This window comes from Borrelia miyamotoi, from assembly GCF_019668505.1.
Lineage (GTDB): Bacteria > Spirochaetota > Spirochaetia > Borreliales > Borreliaceae > Borrelia > Borrelia miyamotoi.
This window is the reverse complement of the sequence record NZ_AP024371.1, coordinates 609,151-632,615: the sequence shown is the minus strand read 5'-3', so window position 1 is coordinate 632,615 and position 23,465 is coordinate 609,151. Positions and strand designations below refer to the sequence as shown.

At 28.6% G+C, this 23,465-nt stretch carries 16 protein-coding genes and 4 tRNA genes; 6 read left to right on the top strand and 14 right to left on the bottom strand.

The genetic code is table 11. The features are described from left to right. Nucleotides 1-8 precede the first annotated feature (8 nt). The 7 genes from K5Q05_RS02985 to K5Q05_RS02955 all read right to left on the bottom strand — a co-directional run bounded on the left by K5Q05_RS02985 (nucleotide 9) and on the right by K5Q05_RS02955 (nucleotide 3,878). Nucleotides 9-80: transfer RNA gene (locus K5Q05_RS02985), tRNA-Gly, on the bottom strand. Between the two features lie 6 nt (nucleotides 81-86). Continuing rightward, a tRNA-Leu gene (locus K5Q05_RS02980) sits at nucleotides 87-167 on the bottom strand. Between the two features lie 57 nt (nucleotides 168-224). Then, nucleotides 225-298 (bottom strand) — tRNA-Arg (locus K5Q05_RS02975). A 17-nt stretch (nucleotides 299-315) separates the two neighbouring features. Beyond that, nucleotides 316-390, bottom strand: a tRNA-His gene (locus tag K5Q05_RS02970). Between the two features lie 97 nt (nucleotides 391-487). After that, complete coding sequence (gene pepD, locus K5Q05_RS02965; RefSeq protein WP_025443590.1) at nucleotides 488-1,912, bottom strand: beta-Ala-His dipeptidase; 1,425 nt, start codon at nucleotides 1,910-1,912, stop codon at nucleotides 488-490. 266 nt (nucleotides 1,913-2,178) lie between these two features. Beyond that, the gene (locus K5Q05_RS02960; RefSeq protein WP_025443591.1) at nucleotides 2,179-2,670 is read right to left on the bottom strand and encodes a chemotaxis protein CheD; all 492 of its coding nucleotides are present in this window, start codon (nucleotides 2,668-2,670) and stop codon (nucleotides 2,179-2,181) included. 173 nt (nucleotides 2,671-2,843) lie between these two features. Next, the gene (locus tag K5Q05_RS02955; protein ID WP_025443592.1) at nucleotides 2,844-3,878 is read right to left on the bottom strand and encodes a D-alanyl-D-alanine carboxypeptidase family protein; all 1,035 of its coding nucleotides are present in this window, start codon (nucleotides 3,876-3,878) and stop codon (nucleotides 2,844-2,846) included. 71 nt (nucleotides 3,879-3,949) lie between these two features. Between K5Q05_RS02955 and K5Q05_RS02950 the strand changes: the two genes are divergently transcribed. Together K5Q05_RS02950 and K5Q05_RS02945 are read left to right on the top strand one after the other, a co-directional pair. Further along, nucleotides 3,950-5,452: a lactate permease LctP family transporter gene (locus tag K5Q05_RS02950; protein WP_025443593.1), complete on the top strand. Its 1,503-nt coding sequence runs from the start codon at nucleotides 3,950-3,952 to the stop codon at nucleotides 5,450-5,452. A 194-nt stretch (nucleotides 5,453-5,646) separates the two neighbouring features. Beyond that, on the top strand, nucleotides 5,647-7,452 hold the full coding sequence (locus K5Q05_RS02945; RefSeq protein ID WP_099497072.1) for an integrin-binding adhesin P66 family protein: 1,806 nt from the start codon (nucleotides 5,647-5,649) through the stop codon (nucleotides 7,450-7,452). A 99-nt stretch (nucleotides 7,453-7,551) separates the two neighbouring features. Here K5Q05_RS02945 and K5Q05_RS02940 read toward each other — a convergent pair whose 3' ends face one another. The 4 genes from K5Q05_RS02940 to K5Q05_RS02925 are packed head-to-tail and all read right to left on the bottom strand — an operon-like array spanning nucleotide 7,552 to nucleotide 12,582. Then, entirely contained in the window at nucleotides 7,552-8,301 is a 750-nt protein-coding gene (locus K5Q05_RS02940) for a J domain-containing protein (protein ID WP_025443594.1), read from the bottom strand. A 26-nt stretch (nucleotides 8,302-8,327) separates the two neighbouring features. Beyond that, the gene (gene glyA / locus K5Q05_RS02935) at nucleotides 8,328-9,581 is read right to left on the bottom strand and encodes a serine hydroxymethyltransferase (RefSeq protein ID WP_025443595.1); all 1,254 of its coding nucleotides are present in this window, start codon (nucleotides 9,579-9,581) and stop codon (nucleotides 8,328-8,330) included. Next, the gene (locus tag K5Q05_RS02930; protein WP_025443596.1) at nucleotides 9,571-11,133 is read right to left on the bottom strand and encodes a hypothetical protein; all 1,563 of its coding nucleotides are present in this window, start codon (nucleotides 11,131-11,133) and stop codon (nucleotides 9,571-9,573) included. The genes glyA and K5Q05_RS02930 overlap by 11 nt, the downstream gene beginning before the upstream one ends. A 3-nt stretch (nucleotides 11,134-11,136) precedes the next feature. Further along, nucleotides 11,137-12,582 (bottom strand): cysteine--tRNA ligase, encoded by a 1,446-nt coding sequence (locus tag K5Q05_RS02925; protein ID WP_025443597.1) that lies wholly within the window; start codon nucleotides 12,580-12,582, stop codon nucleotides 11,137-11,139. Nucleotides 12,583-12,774: 192 nt separating this feature from the next. On the opposite strand from K5Q05_RS02925, the gene murB reads away from it, so the two are divergent. Then, the gene (gene murB / locus K5Q05_RS02920; RefSeq protein ID WP_025443598.1) at nucleotides 12,775-13,692 is read left to right on the top strand and encodes a UDP-N-acetylmuramate dehydrogenase; all 918 of its coding nucleotides are present in this window, start codon (nucleotides 12,775-12,777) and stop codon (nucleotides 13,690-13,692) included. 1 nt (nucleotide 13,693) lies between these two features. Here the strand turns inward: murB and K5Q05_RS02915 are convergent, their stop codons facing one another. Continuing rightward, complete coding sequence (locus K5Q05_RS02915; RefSeq protein ID WP_221019292.1) at nucleotides 13,694-15,895, bottom strand: methyl-accepting chemotaxis protein; 2,202 nt, start codon at nucleotides 15,893-15,895, stop codon at nucleotides 13,694-13,696. A gap of 181 nt (nucleotides 15,896-16,076) precedes the next feature. Between K5Q05_RS02915 and K5Q05_RS02910 the strand changes: the two genes are divergently transcribed. Genes K5Q05_RS02910 through argS form a run of 3 tightly spaced genes read left to right on the top strand, consistent with a single transcriptional unit; the run spans nucleotide 16,077 to nucleotide 20,652 of the window. Next, the gene (locus K5Q05_RS02910) at nucleotides 16,077-18,293 is read left to right on the top strand and encodes a methyl-accepting chemotaxis protein (protein WP_025443600.1); all 2,217 of its coding nucleotides are present in this window, start codon (nucleotides 16,077-16,079) and stop codon (nucleotides 18,291-18,293) included. A gap of 15 nt (nucleotides 18,294-18,308) precedes the next feature. Beyond that, on the top strand, nucleotides 18,309-18,899 hold the full coding sequence (locus K5Q05_RS02905; RefSeq protein ID WP_025443601.1) for a hypothetical protein: 591 nt from the start codon (nucleotides 18,309-18,311) through the stop codon (nucleotides 18,897-18,899). Further along, a complete protein-coding gene (gene argS / locus K5Q05_RS02900) occupies nucleotides 18,892-20,652 on the top strand; it encodes an arginine--tRNA ligase (RefSeq protein WP_025443602.1) in 1,761 nt (586 codons plus the stop codon). Before K5Q05_RS02905 ends, argS begins: the two co-directional genes overlap by 8 nt. 56 nt (nucleotides 20,653-20,708) lie before the next feature. Here argS and K5Q05_RS02895 read toward each other — a convergent pair whose 3' ends face one another. Next, nucleotides 20,709-22,631 (bottom strand): AMP-dependent synthetase/ligase, encoded by a 1,923-nt coding sequence (locus tag K5Q05_RS02895; protein ID WP_025443603.1) that lies wholly within the window; start codon nucleotides 22,629-22,631, stop codon nucleotides 20,709-20,711. A gap of 14 nt (nucleotides 22,632-22,645) precedes the next feature. Further along, nucleotides 22,646-23,359, bottom strand: a complete 714-nt coding sequence (locus tag K5Q05_RS02890) for a CPBP family intramembrane glutamic endopeptidase (RefSeq protein ID WP_025443604.1) — start codon at nucleotides 23,357-23,359, stop codon at nucleotides 22,646-22,648. Between the last annotated feature and the right edge of the window lie 106 nt (nucleotides 23,360-23,465).

Below are 23,465 nucleotides of genomic sequence, written 5' to 3'. Positions count from 1 at the left end.
AAAAATTAAGCGAAAGACGGGATTTGAACCCGCGACTTCCACCTTGGCAAGGTGATACTCTACCCCTGAGTTACTTTCGCATTTCTTGCAGAAGGTGGGACTCGAACCCACAAGCCAAAAGCACTAGATCCTAAGTCTAGCGTGTCTGCCAGTTTCACCACTCCTGCACACTTTAGGTAGTATACAAAACTTAAAAAGCTTTTTCAAGTACAAAACTAATACTTTACACCCAGCAGGGTTTGAACCTGCAACCTTCGGATTCGAAGTCCAACGCTCTATCCATTTGAGCTATGGGTGTAGTTTGATACAAGTAAAAGGTGATTGACGGGGCTTGAACCCGCGACAGCCGGAACCACAACCCGGTGCTCTACCAACTGAGCTACAACCACCAACTATCCCAATTACATGTAAATTTATTTTATATACATTCAGACACTAAGTCAACAGAAACATATACCTGAAATTCAGCACTATAAAAATAAAAAATTTATAAAGTCCTTAAGCTCTCCTTCAAAAAATTATAAACTCTAATAGTTGAAGCAATATCAACTCGTTCTCTTGGTGTATGAGGGGCCTCAATCCAAGGACCAATTGTAACTGAATCTATTCCCCCAAATTTTGCAGATATTATTCCAGTTTCAAGACCAGCATGAATTACTACAATCTTAGCCTCTTGAACATACATATCTCTATAAACATTCTTAAGATGCTTCAAAAGCTTACTATCCCCAACAGGCTCCCAAGAAGAATAATCATAAACTATTTTAAAATTAGCACCTGAGAGAGAACTAATAGCCTTTAAATGATTACAAATATATTCTTTCTCAATATCTAATAAAGACCTTATTGTAAATACAAACTGATACTCATTACCAACCTTTAAAAGACTAGCAAAATTTAGAGATGTCCTAACAAGTTTTTCATCATAGCTTTCAACTTTATGAACCCCATGCAAAAATGCCATGCCCATATTTAAAAGCTTCTCTTGAGTCATATCATCTAAAACATTATCAGAAAAATCTACTCTCCTTAAAATAATTTCAAAATCATAATCAAGAGTATGCATCTTTTGTGCATTAAGCTTAAATGATTCTAACTCTTTCTCTAATAAAACATAATGCTCTGTTTCAATTAGTATTAATGCCTTTGCCTCTCTAGGAATTGCATTGCTTTTATCCCCACCAAATATATATGCAATCTCAAATTCCATACTTGATATAAGTTTATTTAAAGCAAAAAACATCAATTTCAAAGAATTTGCTAAATCAACATGAATATCAGCACCAGAGTGTCCTCCTTTAAGCCCCGTAAATAAAATTTCAACCCCCATTTTTTTCCTACTTTGTCTATATTGAGGTTCAAAGTTAATATGCACAAGTCGAGAACCAGCACAGCCAACTAAAAAATAACCTTCTTCTTCTCCATCAAGATTAATTAACATGTTTCCACTACATAAATTAGAATCAAGCCCAATAGCACCTATTAATCCTATTTCCTCATCAACAGTAAAAAGAAGCTCTAAGTCAGGATGCTTAAAAGTCAAAGACTCACTCATGATAGCAAGCATCATTGCAACTCCAATCCCATTATCAGCACCAAGAGTAGTGCCTGATGCGCAAAAATATCCATTATCTTCAATGATATTAATTGGATCTTTTTCAAAATCATGGTCAACAGATTCATTTTTTTCACAAACCATATCCGTGTGAGCTTGCAAAATAACAGGCAACATGCTGCTACTGCAATCATTAGCCTTAACCTTAACTACAATATTACCAGCATCATCTTCCTTAAAGGAATATCCAAATTTTCTAGCTTCTTCTTTAATAAAATTACTAACACCTTTTAAATTTTTCGAACATCTAGGAATTTGAGATATTTGCCTAAAATAACTAATTACAATATTTTCCATATTTATTCCTTAATAAAATCAAACTAAAAATTAAGATTAAACATATTTATTTTCATAATATGTTATCATGCAACGATCTAAAAAAATTAATCTCTAAATCAACTAAAAATTAAAACTTACAATTATTTGTAACTTCAAATGTTCATAGCTAATTTACCTGTCAAACAACAACTATAACTTTCTTATTCCTAAAAACTGCAATAATTCATAAAAATTTCATTAAAAACAGTAACAGATTACATTTGTTCAATCAAATTAAGATAATATTAAAAAACTTTTGCACCATCTGGATACTCTACAATAACTTTAAAATTTTCAGGAAACACAAAAATCTTTCTGGATTTAGACTGATCTAAATCTTGAGCTACAATTGGAATACCATATTTGGCTAATGCACTAAAGGCAAAATTTGAATTTTCAAGCCCTACCCTTATTTTCCCTTTAGCCATAAAGTTAGCACCTCCAAAAATTTTAGCTATAAGATTACCCTCCGATGCTCCATTTTCTATCATAGCATCAATCAACATAGGAATAGCATAAATTCCATACCTACCCCTATGATCAATATTAACTATTGAATCAGATTTTACTAGGACATAATGATTTACCCCTATAAGTTTATGAACTCCATCATAAAGTACAACAGACACACAAGAACCAAGTATTGTAGAAATTACTCTATCATTTGACACAAAAGCTTCACCTGGCACTATTATTGTCACATCTCTCTTTAATTTAAAATTAAAATGATCTAGCATACAATTAACTACTCTCTTAAAAAATTTTTATAAAAATCCCATAAATAAATATTTAGAATTTCCCATCCTGCAATGTACTGAACAAACAAACGTAACACATCAAACCTACCAATATCCAAAAGAATTCATGAATATACTACTTCATCACTTGTAAAATGGATACATAAATTCTTCTACATTAAACTTAACCCCATCCCATCAATTGTATCTTTCGAAAAAGCATATTTAAAAAGCCCTATAAAGAAATATCGACCCATATCTATTATTTTATTATAGATCTTTTCTTTTAATTTTACCAATGAAAAAAATTGAGAATAATTACTAAATCCGTATTCAAACAACCTCTGTGCAATTAAAGCACGCTTTTTCTCACCAACATTGTTAGCTCCCTTATCAACTCCCAAAATAACCGCTATTAACCTTATATTATCTTTTTTTGCTGTAGCAACTAAGTTTAACCCAGACGATTTAATATAACCTGTCTTTAATCCATCAGCATAAGGATAATTAAGAATTAAAATATTTTTATTCTTTTGTTTTAAATTTAACATCTTTGAAGCAGAAGTATTGCCTAAATTTTCAGGCTTTGGATAAACAAAGTCTTTAAGAGAATGTATATTAAGCATAAATTCAAATTTTTCTATATAAGCTCTTGCAAAAAATGCCATTTCTAATGCCGTGATTTTGTTATCACGACTATAACCCGATGTATCAACAAAATTCATATTTTTAAGTCCCAAATCTAAAACATTAATATTCATCAAATTAACAAAATTGTTTAAATCTCCCCCAACTATAAATTCAGCAATTGCAATAGCAGCATCATTACCTGAAGAAATCACAAGACCCTTAAGTAACTCCTCAAAACTTACTTTTTGACCTTCCTCTAAAAACATCAAGGAAGAATCTAAAGGCAAATTATAATATGATGCAGCACTACTAATAGGAACAGTACTCTTCAAATTAACATTTTTTTTCTCAGCCTCAACTAAAGCAGTATATATAGTAACTAGTTTAGTAAGCGAAGCTGGTGGAAAAATTAAACTTGGATTTTTGGCGTAAAGAATACATTTAGTATCATAATCAAGTAAAACAATTGACTTAGCATCTCTCACCACGCTTTCAAATTCAAATGAATCAAATGAAAAAATCTCGCTAAATACACCAAATAAAATTAAAGCACTTATAATAGTGGAGACAACTGTCATAAATTAACATTATATATTATTCATAATAATTTATTATAAAATTAAGAATTTAGAAAGGAGCAAATATTATGATGAATTTCTATGATTTCATTAAAGCATTAGTACCAATCATACTAATAATTATTGGACTTGGGATAATAAAAAAACCAGCCTACTACGTAATACCAATATGCTTAATAGTAACTATTGCAATAGTCCTAATTGATAAAAACCTAGGAGCAGTCAACACTAGTCTTGCAATACTTGAGGGAACAATAATGGGAATATGGCCAATAGTCATTGTAATTATAGCTGCCATTTTCACATATAAAATGGCTGAAAGTCAAAATGATATAAAAATTATAAAAGCCATGTTATCAAATGTATCTTCTGATAAACGAATAATAGTTTTGCTTGTAGCATGGGGATTTGGCAACTTTCTAGAAGGAGTTGCAGGATACGGAACTGCTGTTGCAATTCCAGTATCAATACTAATAGCAACGGGATTTGAACCATTATTTGCTTGTCTTATATGTTTAATTATGAATACATCTTCAACCGCTTATGGTTCAGTAGGAATTCCTATAATATCTTTAGCCCAAGCAACAGAATTAGATGTTAAAATGTTATCATCTAATATTTCTTTACAATTAATATTTCCAACTATAGTTATACCATTTATACTAGTTATGCTTGTAGGAGGAGGAATTAAAGCTCTTAAGGGAGGAATTATTGTCCTTACACTCCTTTCGGGAGTATCAGTAGCAATATCTCAAGTTTATATTTCAAGGATTTTAGGACCCGAACTCCCTGCAATACTTGGAAGTATATTATCAATGACAATAACAATAATTTATGCAATGCTTTTTGAAAAAAAAGATACAACTCATAAAAATATAAAATTATCACCAATGCAAGGCTTCCTTGCCTGTTTGACCTATATTTTAATAGTATTATTTATAATAATTGCATCACCACTTTTCCATGGAATAAACAAATATTTATCAAGCTTTAAAACTGTTCTTTCAATTTATCCAAGAGCAAATCCACTACAATTTAAATGGATAACTTCACCAGGATTTTTAATTATTTTTGCAACACTAGTGTCTTACTCTCTCAGAGGCATTTCTATAGTTGAACAAATAAAAATATTTTTACTTACAACAAAAAAAATGGCATCATCTTCATTTGTAATTATTTGTATAGTATCAATATCAAGATTGATGACACATAGTGGCATGATAAAAGATCTTGCAGATGGCATATCAATAATGACAAGTACATTTTACCCATTATTCAGTCCATTAATTGGGGCTCTAGGTACTTTCTTAACAGGAAGCGATACTGTTTCAAATGTTCTATTCGGTCCTCTACAAACACAAATTGCAGCAAATATTGATGTTAATCCTTACTGGCTTGCAGCCGCAAACACAACAGGAGCAACGGGAGGCAAAATGATCTCACCTCAAAATATTACAATAGCAACAACAACCGCAGGACTTATTGGACAAGAAGGCAAATTACTATCAAAAACCATCGTATACGCCCTTTGCTATGTCCTTATATCAGGTATTTTAATTTACTTCTTACTATAAAAATTAAATATTTAAGCAAAACAAAATAAGACTAACAAAAAATTATGTTAGTCTTATTCAAAGATAATTAATATGAAACATCAAAACGCTTGAATTTTTACCTAGGAACTAATATTATATCCAGTAAATCAGAATATATAAACCATAAAACTTCTAATGAAGTAACCAGTATTATAACAGAGAGGATACAAAAGATGTACAAAGTAATATTATATTTTTTAATAATGACATTAAGTACGACCATAGTTTTTGCAGAAGATACAGATGTCATTAATAATGAGATTAAAGAAAATCAATGGACTCATAAAATAACATTTGAAAACAAGAGTGAGTTCAGATTTGACATAGATGAACTCACTCCTGGACTGCAAAACCAAAGCCAGATAGAAATCAAATTCAAATCACCTGAAAAAAATAAAGAAATAGGAAAAGACGACCCCTTCTCAGCTTACATCAAAATAGAAAATGTGGGCTTCAAAGCTCAAGGAACAAAAGATGCCATATTAAAAATTGATTTAGGGGAAATTATAGCAAATATAAAAATATATGATTTCTACCTGAAAATGGAGTCGATGACCAACTTTGATTTTAACCAAGAATCATTATTCAGTTTCGCACCAATGACTGGCATTCAAAGTAAATACTACGGTTTTCCAAGTAAGAACAGAGATATAGGTCAAAAAATTTTCTCAAAAAGCAAAGTTAAAAGAACAGGTACACTTCAATTTGGATACAATCTGCTACCACAAATAGAGTTTTTGATTGCAATTGGAGCAATAGGAACAGGCAATAGAAATCATCAAAAAAACAATGACGATTCTGAAGAGGAGCAAAAGAAAAAAAAAGAAACTCCTTACAATGGGACTTATAAAGGCATAATTTACGGAACTCAATTAAAATGGAAACCAATACAAAATGTATTAGAACAAAACAGTCCAAATGTTATTGTAGAAACCCCTTTTGAATTAAATTTTGGACTCTCAGGGGGAATCGGAAACTCAACATTTAATCATTCATCATCAACATATACTGTACAAAATACAGCTATTACTAACTCAGATCTTGTGAGTCCAACTTTATCAAATGCATCCATAATAGCATCCATTGGATTGGTTTACAAGATTGGTCTTACAAAAATTAATGATAAAAATACTTACCTAATACTAAAAACAGGTTATGACCTTGGAATAGATCCATTTGCCAGCGATTTTTCTATATTTGGACACATATCTAAAAAAGCAAACACAAATAAAGATACTAAATTATTAAATCCAAAATCGAATAATCTTAACTTTAATACAAATCAAACCACTAATTTTGCATTTTCTGCAGGAATAGGTATTGGTTTCGCTTGGAATAAAGATGAAGGGGAAAAAGAATCATGGGCAATTAGAGGGAGTAATTCTTTCAGTAAAAAAATATTTGGTGAACAAGATAAAAAATCTGGAGTTGGAATTGGAATTAGCTATGGACAAAACTTATATAATACTCAATCTTCCAACATACCACTACTAAAGAAAATCTCTGAAAAATCATTTAAAACTCTCAATGCAGAGCTTTCAACTTATGAAGATAATAAGAAAGGTCTTATTCCTGGTCTTGGATGGATAGCTTCAATTGGGGTTTATGACCTATTAAAAGAGTATCCTGAATCAGATAATATAATGAATGCTCTTGACACAAATTTTAAGAACAATAATAATAGTAAAGCAAATTCATTTTATAAGTCAACTAAGCTTGGAGGTGCTTTATACATCGATTATGCAATACCTGTAGAATCTATATCAAAAAACACATATATAACCCCATATGTAGGTACTCATTTCCTAGGCTCACCTGAAAATTCAACTAAAAGCATATACGTAAAAACCGGATTAGAACTAAACAATCTGATTAAATTGACAAAAATTTCACTTGGATGGGACTCAAATAATCTTATATTACAAAAAGATCAAAAAGGAAGTGTATTCCTACAATTTAAAGTAGCTTTCAGTGAATAAATAAAAACAAGCTGTTTAAAGAATAAATTTACTCTTTAAACAGCTTGTAAAAGCTTATCTCAAATAATAAAATTTTATAAAGGTGGCATCTGACAGTATCTACTTCAAATTTCTCTCTTTACAAATCTTTGCATACGCTTCTTGAATCTTAATAAATTTTTCATTAGCTTCTTTTTGTTTAACAGGCTCATTCGCAAATCTATCTGGATGGCATTTCATAACCCACTTTTTATAAGCTTTCTTGATATCATCATTACTAGCATCATACCTCAATCCTAATACCTTATAAGGATTAACAATTTTTATATTAACATTTTTATAAGTGTCATAATTTTCAAAATCAAGCTCAAGGAAAGAAGTAACATAGCGAATAAATTTATCCCCTTCATAATTGCCATATCTAGATAAATTATTAATCTCTTTAAGAGCTGCAACAAGCCATACAAAAAGATCTTTATACTGAGAATAACCAAGCTTCAAAGTATATAATATCTTATCTGCATTTCTGTTCTGAGTAATAGAAAAATGAAAGATATTATAAATTTCTGTCTTATATCTCTCTGATAAATTCAAAGAATTAATCAGAAAATTAATATAACTTAATTGCTCCCCAGTCATTGATCCTAAGATAGAAATCAACTTAGCTATCAATAAAAAAGATAACTTGTAAAACTCAAATTCTCTTAACTTAGAATAAGAATAATCTCTTGTTGTATATATCCTAAATCCACCTAAAATGATAGAGATTATAAAAAAAACAAAAAATATTAGAAACATGATTAAAATAAAGGGACTAAAAAGCAAAATAAATGGTAATAACAAAAATAAAATCTGAAACAAATTAGACACCTAAATAAACAAACTGATAATCAAAATTAAGACATACTAAAACTACTAATAAATTTTATGACTTCCTGTCTTATTCTTCTAAGCTCATTATCAGACTTAGTTTTCAAAGCTCTAACAATAAAACTAGCAACTCTAATAGAATCATCTCTATTTAAACCTCTTGAAGTAATAGCAGCAGACCCAATGCGAATACCAGAAGCTACAGAAGGACTCCTTGAATCAAAAGGAATCACATTCTTATTAAGGGTAATGTTTACACTTTCAAGAATACCCTCAGCATCAGCTCCTGTAATATCCAAAATACCAAGATCAATTAAAAATAAATGATTATCAGTCCCACCACTAACTATTCTAAAGCCTTCTGAGATAAAATACTCAGCCATAGCTTTGGAATTTTCTATGACCTTAAAAATATAATCCTTAAACTCTCTTGTTAAAGCCTCTCCAAAAGCCACTGCTTTACCTGCAATAACATGCATCAAAGGTCCACCCTGAGTTCCTGGAAAAACACAAGAATTAACAGCATCTTCCAATGTTCTCTCTTTATTATTATAATTAACTATTATACTAGAATCTTTACCTGCAATAATTAATCCCCCTCTGGGTCCCCTTAAAGTCTTATGAGTAGTACTTGTAGTCAAATGTGCAACATCAACAGGAGAATTATGAAAACCTGTAGCAACAAGACCTGCTGTATGAGCAATATCACACAAAAGACAAGCTGAAACTTCATCTGCTATCTCACGAAATTTTTTAAAATCAATTTCTCTTGAATAAGAAGAAGCACCAGCAATTATTAAATGAGGTCTGCATTCTTTGGCTATTCTCCTAACATCATCATAGTCAATCATTTCAGATTCTCTTGACACTCCATAAGAATATGAATCAAAAAAAATTCCAGAAAAACTGACCTTACTACCATGACTCAAATGACCACCATGAGATAAATCCATTCCAAGAATTCTATCCCCAGGCTTAATAAGTGCCATTATAGCAGCCATATTAGCTTGAGAACCACTATGAGGCTGAACATTAGCATAACTTGCATTAAAAAGCTCCCTTGCTCGTGATATAGCTAAACTCTCAATATCATCAACAACAAAGCATCCCCCATAATATCTTTTGGAAGGATAACCCTCAGCATATTTATTAGTCAAAATACTTCCAACAGCCTGTCTTACATATGGTGATACAAAATTCTCAGAAGCAATCAATTCAATATTTTCTCTCTGCCTCTTATCTTCTTTTTCAATTAAATCAAACAAAATCTTATCTACTATCAATGTTTTCCTCCAAAGTAATTCTATGGCTTAGCGAATAATTATTATTTATCAAACTTTTATATTTAAAAAATACTAAATCTAAGTATCCATTAAACAATAAGTTATCATCAAAATCTTCCTTATATCCATAATGGATATAATCCTCTGACATATTCAAAAAATAATTAGAACTGTCTTTAAATAATACTGCATTTACTACATCAAAATAAATAAACCCAACATATTCCAAAAAAAATTCACACCAAGTATGTTCCTTAAGAGTAGAAGACTTAGAATCAAAATAAAATCCAACAGCATTTCTCAACGGTATATTATTTCGTAAAAATAACAAATTTGTAAGTATGATCAAATTATCAGCTGAAATCTTTCTTACTTTAATAGACTCATCCAAAGTTAAATCATTATCTAGGAGAGTAAAATGCGAAACTAAAGCATCAATAATAGACTTTGATAAGTCATAAACTGAATTGCTATTTTTTTTCTTGTTTATATTAAAATTAATCGAACTTAAATCAAGCGAATTATAAGATAAATAACGATTTTTCTTATTTAAGACATAAGTTTTAAATTCATACATATTACTATCAGTGTTTACTTTAACACTTTCAAAAGCTTTTCTATCAGAAATTTCTAAATCTAACTTATAAGTCTTAACTTCAAATTTTAAGTGATATTTATTCGATTTTAAGCTTTTAAAAAATAAATTACTTAAATTCAATTCGGTCCCATTATTATATAAAAACTTAATTTTTTGTCTTTCATTTTCAATTGGACTTAAATAAAAAAGATTAAAATTAATGTCATCCGATGCCAAACTAAAATCTTTATCATTAACATTAACACAATAAATCTCATGAAATATTTTAAAACTTCTACCTCTCTTTAAATTCCACTTAAAAAAATTTGTACCAAAATTAAAAGAAATTCTATTACTTTCAACTCCGTTAACTAACAAAAAAATCTCACCATCAAAATGCAAAGTCTTTGGTGGAATAAATTTTATCTCCTCTCCACTTAAACTCAATATATCTTCAGGGAAGACTTTATAACGTTCCTGCTTTGTTTGAATAAATATTTCAACAATATCAGAATCTGATGCTAAATTTTTACCCCTTAATGTCACAGGAACATTTGTCATTAAAACCAAGTCTTGAGAATCAAAAAGAAATGGGGTTTTTTCTTCATCAAGTTTAATTGGGACTTGCCGACTAATTACAAGAAAAATCTCATTACTAACTCCTTTATCATTCCTTACAAAAACAAGACCCGAATTTATTTCATCTGTAATTCTAAAAACAACCTGCTCATTATTCCAGCTAACAATACTACTTTTCATTAAGTAATGATCATTAATATTAATCTCTCCAACGTTATCTCCCAAATTATATCCTTTAATAATAAGTACATTTTCATGCGAGGCAGGCATAGGTGATATTTCATAAATTATAGGTTTTAAGTAAAATAAAAATCCAGAAAAAATAAATAAACTCAAAAAAATTAGAAAAACCAAGCTTAAAATGAAATATTTACCCTTAAAAAATATTGCCAAAAATTAACCTCTTCTCACCTTAGTCCCCTCTTCAGTGTCGATTAATATAAGACCTTTAGAATGAAAATATTCCCTAATTTCATCAGCACGCTTAAAGTCTTTTCTCACTTTAGCAAGTCTTCTCTCTTCCAACAAAGAAATCATAACATCACCAATATTTACCCTATCCATCTCAATCTCTTCAAGTATTCCTTCTCTTAAATTAAGAGATAAAACTTCATCAAACTTAAACGCAAGTCTAAGTTTTGAAAGAGCAGATAAATTGTTATCTTTAATAAGATCCCATAACAAGGCTAATGCTTGAGGAATATTTAAATCAAAAGCTATTTTATCCAAAAAATTATTATAATATTTATTCTCCAAAACAGATTCAATATTTCCATAATTCTTACTAAGCAATGCCATGTCAAATTGATTTAAAGAAGAATAGAGAGAAGTTAATCTATTAAGCATGTTTCCTCTAGCCACTCTACAAGCTCTTAAATTATTAAATGTAAACTTAAGCTGGGTTCTATAATGTGCCGTTAAACAAAAATATCTAAAATCTAAAGGAGAAAATCCATTGGCCTCTAAATCTTTAATGGTAATAAAATTATTATTTGATTTCGACATCTTCTCATCTTCTATAATTAAAAACTCACCATGAACAAATATGTCACACCACGTCTTATTTAAGTAACATTCTGCTATTGCTATTTCATTTATGTGATGAACCCCAATATGATCAACTCCACCCAAATGAACATCAAGAGTACTCTTAAAATAATCTAAATTCATTGCCGCACACTCTAAATGCCAACTTGGATAACCAAATCCCCAAGGTGAATCCCATTTCATTTCTTGATCTTTAAACTTTGAATTCGTAAACCACAAAACAAAATCTAATTTATTTTTTTTAAAAGGATCAACTTCAACCCTGGAAACAGAAGAATCAATAGAATTATTTAGATTAATACCCGCCATCTGTCCATAAGTCTTACAATGAGAAGTATCAAAATAAACATTACCATTAACAAAATAAGTAAATCCATTTTGCTCAAGAACTTTGACCACTTTTATCATTCCAACAATATATTCACTTGCAACAAGAATCTTGTCAGGACGCAGGACATTCAACTTTGCACAATCATTAAAAAAAGCTTCTGTAAAAAATCTGCTGATTTCATAAACTGTAAGTCCTCTCTCTCTTGCAGCCTTCACGATCTTATCTTCTCCTTCATCAAATTCGCCTGTCAAATGACCAATGTCAGTAATATTCATTGCATAACGAACATTATATTCTAACAATCTTAATGATTTAACAAGTAGATCTTCAAAAATATATGTCCTAAGATTACCTATATGAGCATAATTATAAACAGTCGGACCACAAGCATAAACTTTAGTATCACCAAAATTTTTTACTTCAGATAAATTTCTTGTTTTTGTATTATATAACCTAAGAAGCATATGTTCCATGAAAAAATTAATTCTAGAGATCAAAAAAACAAAAATTAAACTTTAATATAATCTCTACATAACTTACCATACAAGTTTATTATATTTAAAGAAATTTGACAAATTGATTAACAAAATTCACATAATCTGAAAAAATTTACCTCAATTTTGAAAAAAGCAAAAATCCAATATACAATTAAAAACATGTTTAAAAACATAAATAATTTTCTCAAGAAAATCAATATTAAGCCTAAAACAGAAAATCTTACAAACTATACAACCTATAAAATAGGGGGCATTTCCAAATTATTCTTAGCACCTAAAACAATCAAAGATACAGAAAATATCTTTCAAGCAGCAATAGAAGAAAAAGTCAAAATATTTGTTTTAGGAGGAGGCTCCAATCTATTAATAAATGATGAAGTAGAAATTGATTTTCCTATAATTTATACTGGAAACTTAAGTAAAGTTGAACTTAAAAATAATCAAATTACTGCTGAATGTGGTACCAATTTTGAAGCCCTATGTCATATTGCACTGAAAAATGAATTAAGCGGATTAGAGTTTATATACGGACTCCCTGGAACACTTGGAGGTGCAATTTGGATGAATGCCAGATGTTTTGGAAGTGAAATATCTGCAATACTAGATCAGATTGTGTTTATAGATGAAAATGGAAAAACTACCTGCAAAAAATTTGAGAGAAATGAATTTTCATACAAATTTTCCCCATTTCAAAACAAAAACATTATAATATTAAAAGCAACTCTTAACCTAAGAAAAGGCAATAAAAAGCATATTGAAGAGATCATGAAACAAAACAAGCAAAAACGAATAGACAAAGGTCACTATCTATTTCCAAGTAGCGGTAGTACATTTAAAAATAATCAAAATTTTCTCAAACCTACTGGGGAAATAATCGAAGAATGCAACTTAAAAGGACTAAAAATTGGAGGAGCATCAGTATCAAAATACCACGGCAACTTTATTATCAATAATAATAAAGCAAGTTCTAAAGATATAAAAACCTTAATTGAAAGGGTAAAAACGGAAGTGAAAATAAAAACAGGCTTTTCAATTGAAGAAGAAGTCCTTTATATCGGATTTAGTAACAAAAATTAGGTTATACATCCCAAAATCCATTATCAATATTTCCAACAATATTTTTCATATTAGCAATTTTTTCTCTATATTCATTAACAAACACCATATGCTCACGCAAAGGTTCTAAAGCCTCTAAACTCATTCTAGAAAACTCAAACTCACCTAAATAATTATTTAAATTATTAAACTTTCTCTTAATAACAAAATAACTATTAAATATCTCCTTACACATATTCTTAGCATCTTTAATCTTAATATCGTGAGATAAATACTTATTTTTAAACTCTTCAATTTCTCTTACATGCTTAGCAAGAGTAATATTAATCTTCTCATGTTGAGAAGAGTTATTATCAATATTATCCTGAACATCCATAAAATCCTTATAAATAGAATCAATCTCGGAGCTTATAACTGAAATGATATTATTAACCATCTTAAGTTCATCCTTAATAGTTGTAGAATACTTTCCAGAATTAATAGCAAGCTTTCTAATTTCCTCTGCAACAACAGCAAAACTTTTACCGGCATCTCCAGCTTTGGCTGCCTCAATGGCTGCATTCATTGCAAGCATATTAGTCTGAGCCGATATTAACACCAAAAGCTTATTTGCACTTTGAAGATTATTAGTTTGAGATAAAAGCTCAGAAAAATTTTTGTTAACACTTTCAAAAATAGAACTCAATTCAAAAACCTTACTCTTTACACTATTAATACTTGTAGAATTTGATGTAACAACTTTATCAAAAATCTCTAAATTTTTATCTATTCCATAAAAAGCAATAGCATTTTCTTCAAACTTCGTAGAAATATCTAATATATTTTTATTATGCTCACTAATTGGTCCAGATATAGACTCAAAGTCTTTTAAAATATTCATAATTGATTTCTCAAACTTAGAACAAGCATCACCTATATTATCATAAGTAACAAGACTATTATGAATCTTATCCATAACCTCTTCAGACATACTTATCTCACTTAAACACTTCTTCAAATCTTGTACATAGCCACTCATACTATTGATAGTCTGAGTGGATTTTGTAAAAAAATTATCAAATTCAGCACCAATATAAGAAAAAATAAAAGATTTATACTTAACTTCTAAAATAGGTTCAAAACTCAGAATATCCTCTTTTGCCTTTTTATACTTAATAAGCATTCTAAAATCTTCAATAAAGGGAAAAATGAGCTTATTGCAAAGATAAAATATAACTAAACAAGAAAAAAATATAAATCCCAAGAAAAAAATTGCATTAGATTGAAATCTAAGAGGAAGATACTCCATATTCAAAAGAATACCTTGAAATCCGTTTTGATCAATCTGGAAACTACTTAAAACATAATACTTTTTTTTATGCTCTAAAACATACTTAGAAATATTGGAATTTTTCTTAATATGACTTATAACACTGCTTAAAACACTATTTGTATAGTTTGTAGCAAAATTATTAGTATTTAAATCATTAAGACTTAAAAATAAAGGCTTAAACTCTCTATCAATCAAAAAAAATTCATAATTTGAATTGTGAGATTTAAAATAAGAATTAAACTGATTTGCAATATTAATAAACAAATCGTCAAAATAAACTAAAAAACAAATCACACCCCTTACTGAAGAATTAGTATTCATAACAGGCATACTAACAACAGAATAGAGCTTATTTGCTATTCTCTTATAATTTGAATAATACACAACATGCTTACTTTTAGGAACATAGTAAATCGGATCTTCAAGAATGTTATTTATACCTAAGAAAGAAAAGTCTTTATTTGAAATCAAAACATTTTGCCCAACAGGAATGTAGAAAACCCCTTCTAAAGAATTTCCTGCAAAGGGTAAATGCTGAAAAATTTTTATTACCTCATTAAATCCCTCAGAATTTAAAAACAAATCAATATTTGCATTCAAATCATGCATGAATCGCAAGTCAACACTTGAAATAAAATTATCTGAAATCTTACGTAAACTATTTAAAGCTTCACTATTCTTAACGAACTCTCTTAAAACACCAACAGCATTATTATACTTACTTCTAATCTGCAAAGCCACATTATTTGAAAATAATTTAAAATCAGATTCAATACGCTCCAAATATCCGTCTTTATAGTTTAAATAAGCTTGACCTAAAAATAATATACTAAAGCAAATAAAAATAAAAAGTACAAGATATAAAAAAAATCTCATATTTTTTAATTTAACATTTACCAAATCCTCATCCATAAAAAAACTTCTCCAAAATCAAATCCATAAAAACAAAGTTTCAAGCTAAATTAAATTACTACATAAATATTTAATAAAAATATGCATTTTATTATTCTAATATACGTATATAATTATATAATAAAACATATATAATACTAGTTAGTTGTAATATTTTATAAAAAGTTTTGTGAGGCTTCAAGTGAAAAGAAATCATTCTAGTTCTAGTCTTTTTTACAAGTTTAATATTGTTATTGTAGTCTATACAATAATTATTGCTATGAGTATTTTCCTACTATTAAATAACGGATACAGGAAAATAATAACAAAAGAACTTCAAAGCTTTACAAAATTCGTCAATAATATAATGACAAAAAGCTTCTCTAGAGATACAAGAAACATGTTAATCGCTATTGATGATTTTGTTAAAAATCATAATCAGAATCTTAAAACACAAAAAAAAGAAAATTTAAAAAACACAATCTCTACTGATCAGTTAAGTTCTTTCCCATCCTACATAAAAATAATAGAATACATAAACAAAAACGGAAAAATATTATACTCAAGCAATGATAGAAGATTAAATACTTACATAGATTTAAAAAAAGCTAAAGCAAGTAATCATGCAAATCACTATAATACATTCACATTAAGTCAAGATTTAACAAAAATAAATAATAAAGCATATATACAAATGTTTTACAAGATACCTCAACAAGAACAAAACGATTTCAATAATGCACACAATAAAAATACAAGCTTGAAAAAAGATCTTATTATAAATAGCGATGGATATATCATCCTATATATAGACATATTAGAACACATAAGACAATTAAGACAAAATATATTTATGCTCCTAGAAAGATCTTTACTAGAAAAGGGGTTCCAATATAAAAGTTCCCATTACTTCAAAATATATGCAATTAATAATCAAGGAGACATCTTTGGAGAACAAAATGAAGAAACACTTAAACCCATAAAATTATCAATAAATGACCTATTGCAAAACAACACAAAAATAACAGTCCCATTACTCACTGCAATAAATGACAAAAAGAGTAATTACAATATTAGCTACAATAATAATATAATTTCTATAACAAGACTTATATCTTCATCTTGGTATTTAGCAATACAAATGAATTACAACAATATATTTGCAAATGAGTTCAATAATATTAAATTAATGTCAATATCAATAATAATACTACTCATAATAACATTTATATTCATCATGATACTCACAATTAAAAAATTAATCATATCAAAAATAGAAAAGCTTAATGAGGTTATTCCAAAAGTAAAAGAAGGAGACCTAACCATAAAGATTGAATCACAAGGAAAAGACTCAATAAGCGATACAATAAATTACTTTGGACAGTTCATTGAAAACCTAAAGAATGTAATAAATTCACTACAAGGCAGAGTAAAACTATTAAAAGACAATGGAGATATACTCTTTAATGAAATAAACAAAGCTTATAATACAATAACAAACTCAAATAAATATATAGAAAAGACACAAGAAGAAATAGAAAAGCAAGTTGAGTTTATTTCAAATACAACAAATACAATAGAAAATTTATCTAAAAATATTGCATCACTTGACAATTCAATTGAAACTCAAGCCTCAAGCGTTGAAGAATCATCCTCCGCCATTGAAGAAATGATCGGAAGCATACAATCAGTAACAGAGATAACACAAAAAGCTGCAAAAAGCACAGAAGAGCTTAAAATATTTTCTGATGATGGTAGAAAAAAACAAAAAGAAATTATCATGCAAATTAAAGAAATTTATAAAAATTCAACAAGACTGCAAGAAGCTAATGCATTAATATCATCCATTGCTAGTCAAACCAATTTACTCTCAATGAACGCTGCTATTGAGGCATCTCATGCTGGTGAAGCTGGAAAGGGTTTTGCAATCGTTGCAGAAGAAATTAAGGATCTTGCAGAACAAGCTACTTCACAGTCAGAATCAGTTGCAACAGCAATAAATGAAATAATGGACTCAATAAATCAAACAGTAAAAACATCAGAATTAACAAACAAAGCTTTCAATCAAATATTTAACTCAATCAACCTTGTAGTTCAAATCATAGAAGAAATAAATCACACCATGCAAGAACAATCAATTGGAAGCCAAGAAATTTTAAAGGCTTTAAACACAATGAGAGAAATAACATATGAAGTAAAAATAGGTTCAAATGAAATATTTAGAGGTAACAAAAAAATAATAAATACAGTTTCTTTCCTAGAAGAAATTAACATCACAGTTTCAAATTCAATGAAGGGACTAAAAGAAGAAATCAAAAAACTAATCGAAACAGTTGAAAGCATAAAAGCTTTTGGAACAACAAACTCAAATCACATTACAGAGATTAACACAAATACCAATCAGTTTAAAACAAAATAACTCAAGGTAAATCTTATGCAGAATACAACATTTTATGTCACAGATAAGTATTTAAAAACATCCTTAATGCTCTTTCCAATTTTTGCTTATACAAAAAATTTTTTAGAAGGAGCTATAATATCAATTTGGATTTCATTGTGCATTTTACTTCCAGCAATAATCACTAAACAAATAAAATTAAAAAATCAAATATTAATAATTTACTTGTTCATAATAGGAATATTTGTTAGCTTAACTTACCTATTTATGTATTATGTAACGCCTATCCTTTATGAAAATCTACGATTCTCAATTCCTATTTTAATAGTTATAATAGTATCATTTCATAAAAACGAACCTTTTAAGAACTTACAAGATCAATCAAACATCTTTCAATACTCCAAATTACCAATAATAACATTCATATCACTAAGCACAACAATTTCACTCTTTAGAGAAATACTTAATACTGGTGGATTACAATTTTTTAATCTTAAACTATTAATAATTAAAGATAGCGATATAATAAAAACCCCAGCTTATAGTTCAAATGTTTTTCTAGTAGCATCTTTAATATTCCTATTGATTAATATATTAATAAGCATAAAAGGAAAAAAGAATGATTAGTGAAATAAAAAAAGATTTAGAAGATAAAATTAGCAAAACAATAAAGGATCTTGCACTTAAACAAAAAATTCAATTAGAAAAAATAAATATAATAATGCAAAAACCTCCAAAAAGTGAACTGGGAGATTTATCAATATTAACATTCGAATTTAGTAAAATCTTAGGACTTAATATATCTGTGATTACTGAAGAGATAATCAAACAGCTTGGAAATAAATATGAAACCAAGTCAATGGGACCTTATTTAAATATAAAATTTAACAGAACAGAATATATCAAAAATACAATCAAAAAAGTTAATGAACAGCAAGAAAAATATGGAATAAGCAATGCACTCCAAAACAAAAAAATAATAATAGAATTCTCATCACCAAATACAAACAAACCATTGCATATAGGACACCTTAGAAATAACATTATTGGAGAAAGCTTATCAAGAATACTAAAAGCTGCTGGTGGACAGGTAACAAAAATAAATATGATAAACGATAGAGGTACACATATCTGCAAGTCCATGCTAGCTTACAAAAAATTTGGCAATAACACAACTCCTGAACTTTCCCTTAAAAAAGGAGATCATTTAATCGGTGATTTCTATGTAAAATACAATGAATATGCCAAAGATAATAAAATAGTAGCAGAAGAAGAAATACAACAATTACTATGTAAATGGGAAGCAAAAGATGAAAACACCATCCAACTTTGGCAAAAACTAAATAAATGGGCAATTGAAGGAATCAATGAAACTTATACACTTACAAATATTACATTCGATAAAACTTATCTTGAAAGTGAAATATTTAAGATTGGACGAAAAATTGTACTTAAAGGATTAGAGAACGGTTTATGCTATAAAAGAAAAGATGGAGCAATATGTATAGATATACCTACAGAAAAAAATGAAATAACCGAACAAAAATTCAAACAGAAAGTACTATTAAGAGCCAACGGAACATCTATTTATTTAACCCAAGATTTAGGAAATATAGTAGTTAGAAAAAATGAATTTAATTTCGATGAGATGATTTATGTAGTTGGAAATGAACAAATTCACCATTTTAAAAATTTGTTTCTAATTGCAGATAAATTAGGTATTACAAAAGAAAGCAATCTCATGCATTTGTCATATGGCATGGTAAATTTACCTGAAGGCAAAATGAAATCAAGAGAAGGCAAGATAATTGATGCTGATAATCTAATTCATGATCTAATTGAATTAACTATGTCAGAGATAAAAAAGAAAAAGTATTTAGATAAGCAAAACTATCAAAATACCGCATTAAACATATCATTAGGAGCTATTCATTACTATCTATTAAAAATAGCAATACATAAAGATGTATTATTTAATAAAGAAGAAAGTTTATCATTTATTGGAAACTCAGGTCCCTACATTCAATATGTAGGAGCAAGGATTAATAGTATCCTTGAAAAATACAAAGAATTAAACTTGCCCTCTAAAAATATTAATTTTGATGTCTTAGAAAATGAAAAAGAATGGGAAATAATTAAGATTATCTCTGAACTTGAAGAACACATAATCAAAGCCTCAAAGGACCTTAATCCTTCAGTAATAGCCAACTATTCTTACTTACTTGCAAAAAGCTTCAACACATACTATCAAGACACAAAAATAATAGACAGGAATAACATTGAACTCACGAATGCAAGAATTGATTTATCAAAAGCCGCTCTACAAACAATAAAAAACTGCATGAATTTACTCAACATTCCCTACATGCAAAAGATGTAAATTTGAATCTTTCAAGAGCATATCGCAATAGTTCAAAGTCATCCTTTCATCCTTATTTAAACATTGTCTTTATTAAACAATGTCATTATCTTATTATGATATTTCTTATATATGTAATACCTTTTAAGCTTAAGAGTATTTGTAAGCTCTTCACCAACAACAAAAGCATCTTTTGACAAAATAAATCCAACGATTTTTTCAAAATTCTTAAATCCAGATTTAGAGTTAACTATATCTGAAACACATTTAGAATAAAGATTATTAACAGATTTATTAGATAATAAATCATCATGAGAAGCAAATAGTATTCCATTGGTCTTGGCCCACTTTCCAAGATGTTCAAAATTAGGTACAATAATAGCTCCCAAAAACTTCTGATCTTGACCTATAACCATAACATTATCAATAAACAAAGACTTTGATAAAGCCCGCTCAATAGGCTCAGGCTCAATATTCTCTCCACTTTTTAAAACAATTGTATCTTTACTTCTTCCAACAACTGAAATTTCATCGTTAATCGTTGCATAAACTAAATCACCTGTCTTAAGCCACCCATCTTTTGTTAAAACTTCATCTGTTTTCGCTTCATCTTTAAAATAACCACTCATAATCTGAGGAGATCTTACCCAAAGTTCGCCCTTCTCACCATAGGATAAATCATTCCCATCACTATCAACTATCCTATATTCAATATCCGGAAATAAAGGTCCAACAGTTTTTGTAACAGGATGCTTAAGACGTCTCACGCTTAAAACGGGACCTGTTTCTGTAAGACCATAACCCTCAAGAACCAAAATACCTACAGCCTTAAAAAAATAATCAACATACTCTAATAAAGCTCCCCCACCAGAAATACCAAATTCAAACCTTTTTCCAAGTGCCTTATTTATTTTTCTAAAGACTAAAACATATCCTAATAATTTAAAAGGAAACATTAAAATCAATCCAGCAAGATAAATAAATTTCATAAAAAATGCAATCAAAAAATTTGGCTTCTTATAAACAGGAACAAGCCCCAAAAATCTCTCCTTAAGCTTTACATAAAAAATTCCCGTTTTTAAAAAAAAATTAAATAAAACTCTCTTGAAAAAAGACTCCGATACCTTTTTAATAATAGCAAGCCTTATTCCCTCCCAAATCCTTGGAACAGAAATAATCGAATGAGGGTTTAAAATTGCAAAATCTTTAAGTAAAATGGGTCCAATAGGCTTTGAATAAGCAACTGATATACCATGAAGAGCAACTATATATTCACAAATTCTCTCAAACGAATGCCAAAGAGGAAGAACAGAAATCATTATCTTTCCTGGTAAAAGTATTGGCAAATAATCATAAATCCTATCTAGTTGAAAAATAAAAGATTCATGACGCAATACAACACCTTTTGGCAATCCTGTTGTTCCTGAAGTATATATTATAGTTGCAATATCTTTATCAGAAACCTTTTCAAGCTCAGAATCAAACATGCTAGGATTATCTTTTAAAAAATCATCACCCACACTCAATAATTTTTTATAAGATATTATTTTCATATTTTCTAACTTATCCTCATAAAGTCTGTTATCATTAATCACAACAACATATTTAACAAATTTAAGATCATGTTTCTTAGCAATAATTTTTTGAAGCTGTTTATCATTTTCCACAAAAACAAAACTAGACTCAGAATGATTAATAATATAGGCTAACTCATCTTCAGATGAATCATTACCCTTTGGAACATCAATACCTCCCAAGCTCATAACAGCTATATCAATAATTAACCACTCTCTTCTTGAATCAGAAATAAGAGTTATTTTATCTCCTTTTTTAATTCCATAATGTAAAAGCCCAGATCCAATACTCCTAACTTCATTCCAAAAACTAGAATATGTCTGTTTCTTAAAATCTATAGATTCATTTTCTTTATAAATAAAAATATCAAGATCCCCATAAAGTCTAACAACTTCATTAAAACGCTTAGGTATAGTATCTACCATAAAATCCTCCTTAACTAATTTAATAAAAAGAGCAAAAAACTAACAAAAATATTATAAAAACTATGAAAAAAAATTGAATAATATATATTCTTATAAATTAAGTATATATAAGACAAAATCCCCCCAAAAATGAATGCAAATACAAACCCAATAAATCCATAATAAAAATGTCCATAACCAAAAATAACACTACTAATAAAAGATGCTATTAATGAAGCAACTCCTGCCTGTTTAAGTTTGGTAATAATAAAAGCTCTGAAAAATAATTCTTCAACTCCTCCTGTAAAAAGGGAAGTAATAACCATTAAAAAAAGTGCTTGCTTATTACTTATACTCCACACAAAACTAGGCCCAGATGCATTAACCCAGAATTGAAATGATTCTGGAAGAAAATAAAAAAGAAAAAAATATAAAATAATTAATGGAAAAAAAATACAAATCATAATCCCAATAAAAATTAAAAATGATTGCCAAACAAAAATGGGCCTAAATTCAGGAATAAAAAATTCATCTCTAAAATTGTAAGAACTTGTTAATCTAGAAAAATGTAAAATGAAAAGAATTAAAAAGGTGCTATATATCCAGTAATAATAATGGTTTTCACTAAAGTTCCAAAGATCAACATTTAGTCCATAAATAGAAAGCAAGCGAGTAACTATAAAATAAACCAAGAAAAGTTCTAAAAAAACATATTTTACAGGATATTTACCATTGTTTAATAATATCATAATAAATTATAGATATATAAATATCATATTGTCAAACTTTATAATAACTAATTTAAAAATGAATTAATATAATCTTAATATATTTTAAAAATAAATTAATATATTA

Bases quoted from the DNA above. Each gene is read 5' to 3' on its own strand.
- K5Q05_RS02895 (WP_025443603.1), bottom strand. From the start codon at position 22,631: ATGGTAGATACTATACCTAAGCGTTTTAATGAAGTTGTTAGACTTTAT.
- K5Q05_RS02890 (WP_025443604.1), bottom strand. From the start codon at position 23,359: ATGATATTATTAAACAATGGTAAATATCCTGTAAAATATGTTTTTTTA.
- K5Q05_RS02925 (WP_025443597.1), bottom strand. From the start codon at position 12,582: ATGCTTCTTAGGTTATATAATACAAAAACAAGAAATTTATCTGAAGTA.
- K5Q05_RS02905 (WP_025443601.1), top strand. From the start codon at position 18,309: ATGCAGAATACAACATTTTATGTCACAGATAAGTATTTAAAAACATCC.
- K5Q05_RS02945 (WP_099497072.1), top strand. From the start codon at position 5,647: ATGTACAAAGTAATATTATATTTTTTAATAATGACATTAAGTACGACC.
- K5Q05_RS02915 (WP_221019292.1), bottom strand. From the start codon at position 15,895: ATGGATGAGGATTTGGTAAATGTTAAATTAAAAAATATGAGATTTTTT.
- K5Q05_RS02955 (WP_025443592.1), bottom strand. From the start codon at position 3,878: ATGACAGTTGTCTCCACTATTATAAGTGCTTTAATTTTATTTGGTGTA.
- K5Q05_RS02950 (WP_025443593.1), top strand. From the start codon at position 3,950: ATGAATTTCTATGATTTCATTAAAGCATTAGTACCAATCATACTAATA.
- K5Q05_RS02960 (WP_025443591.1), bottom strand. From the start codon at position 2,670: ATGCTAGATCATTTTAATTTTAAATTAAAGAGAGATGTGACAATAATA.
- argS (WP_025443602.1), top strand. From the start codon at position 18,892: ATGATTAGTGAAATAAAAAAAGATTTAGAAGATAAAATTAGCAAAACA.
- murB (WP_025443598.1), top strand. From the start codon at position 12,775: ATGTTTAAAAACATAAATAATTTTCTCAAGAAAATCAATATTAAGCCT.
- pepD (WP_025443590.1), bottom strand. From the start codon at position 1,912: ATGGAAAATATTGTAATTAGTTATTTTAGGCAAATATCTCAAATTCCT.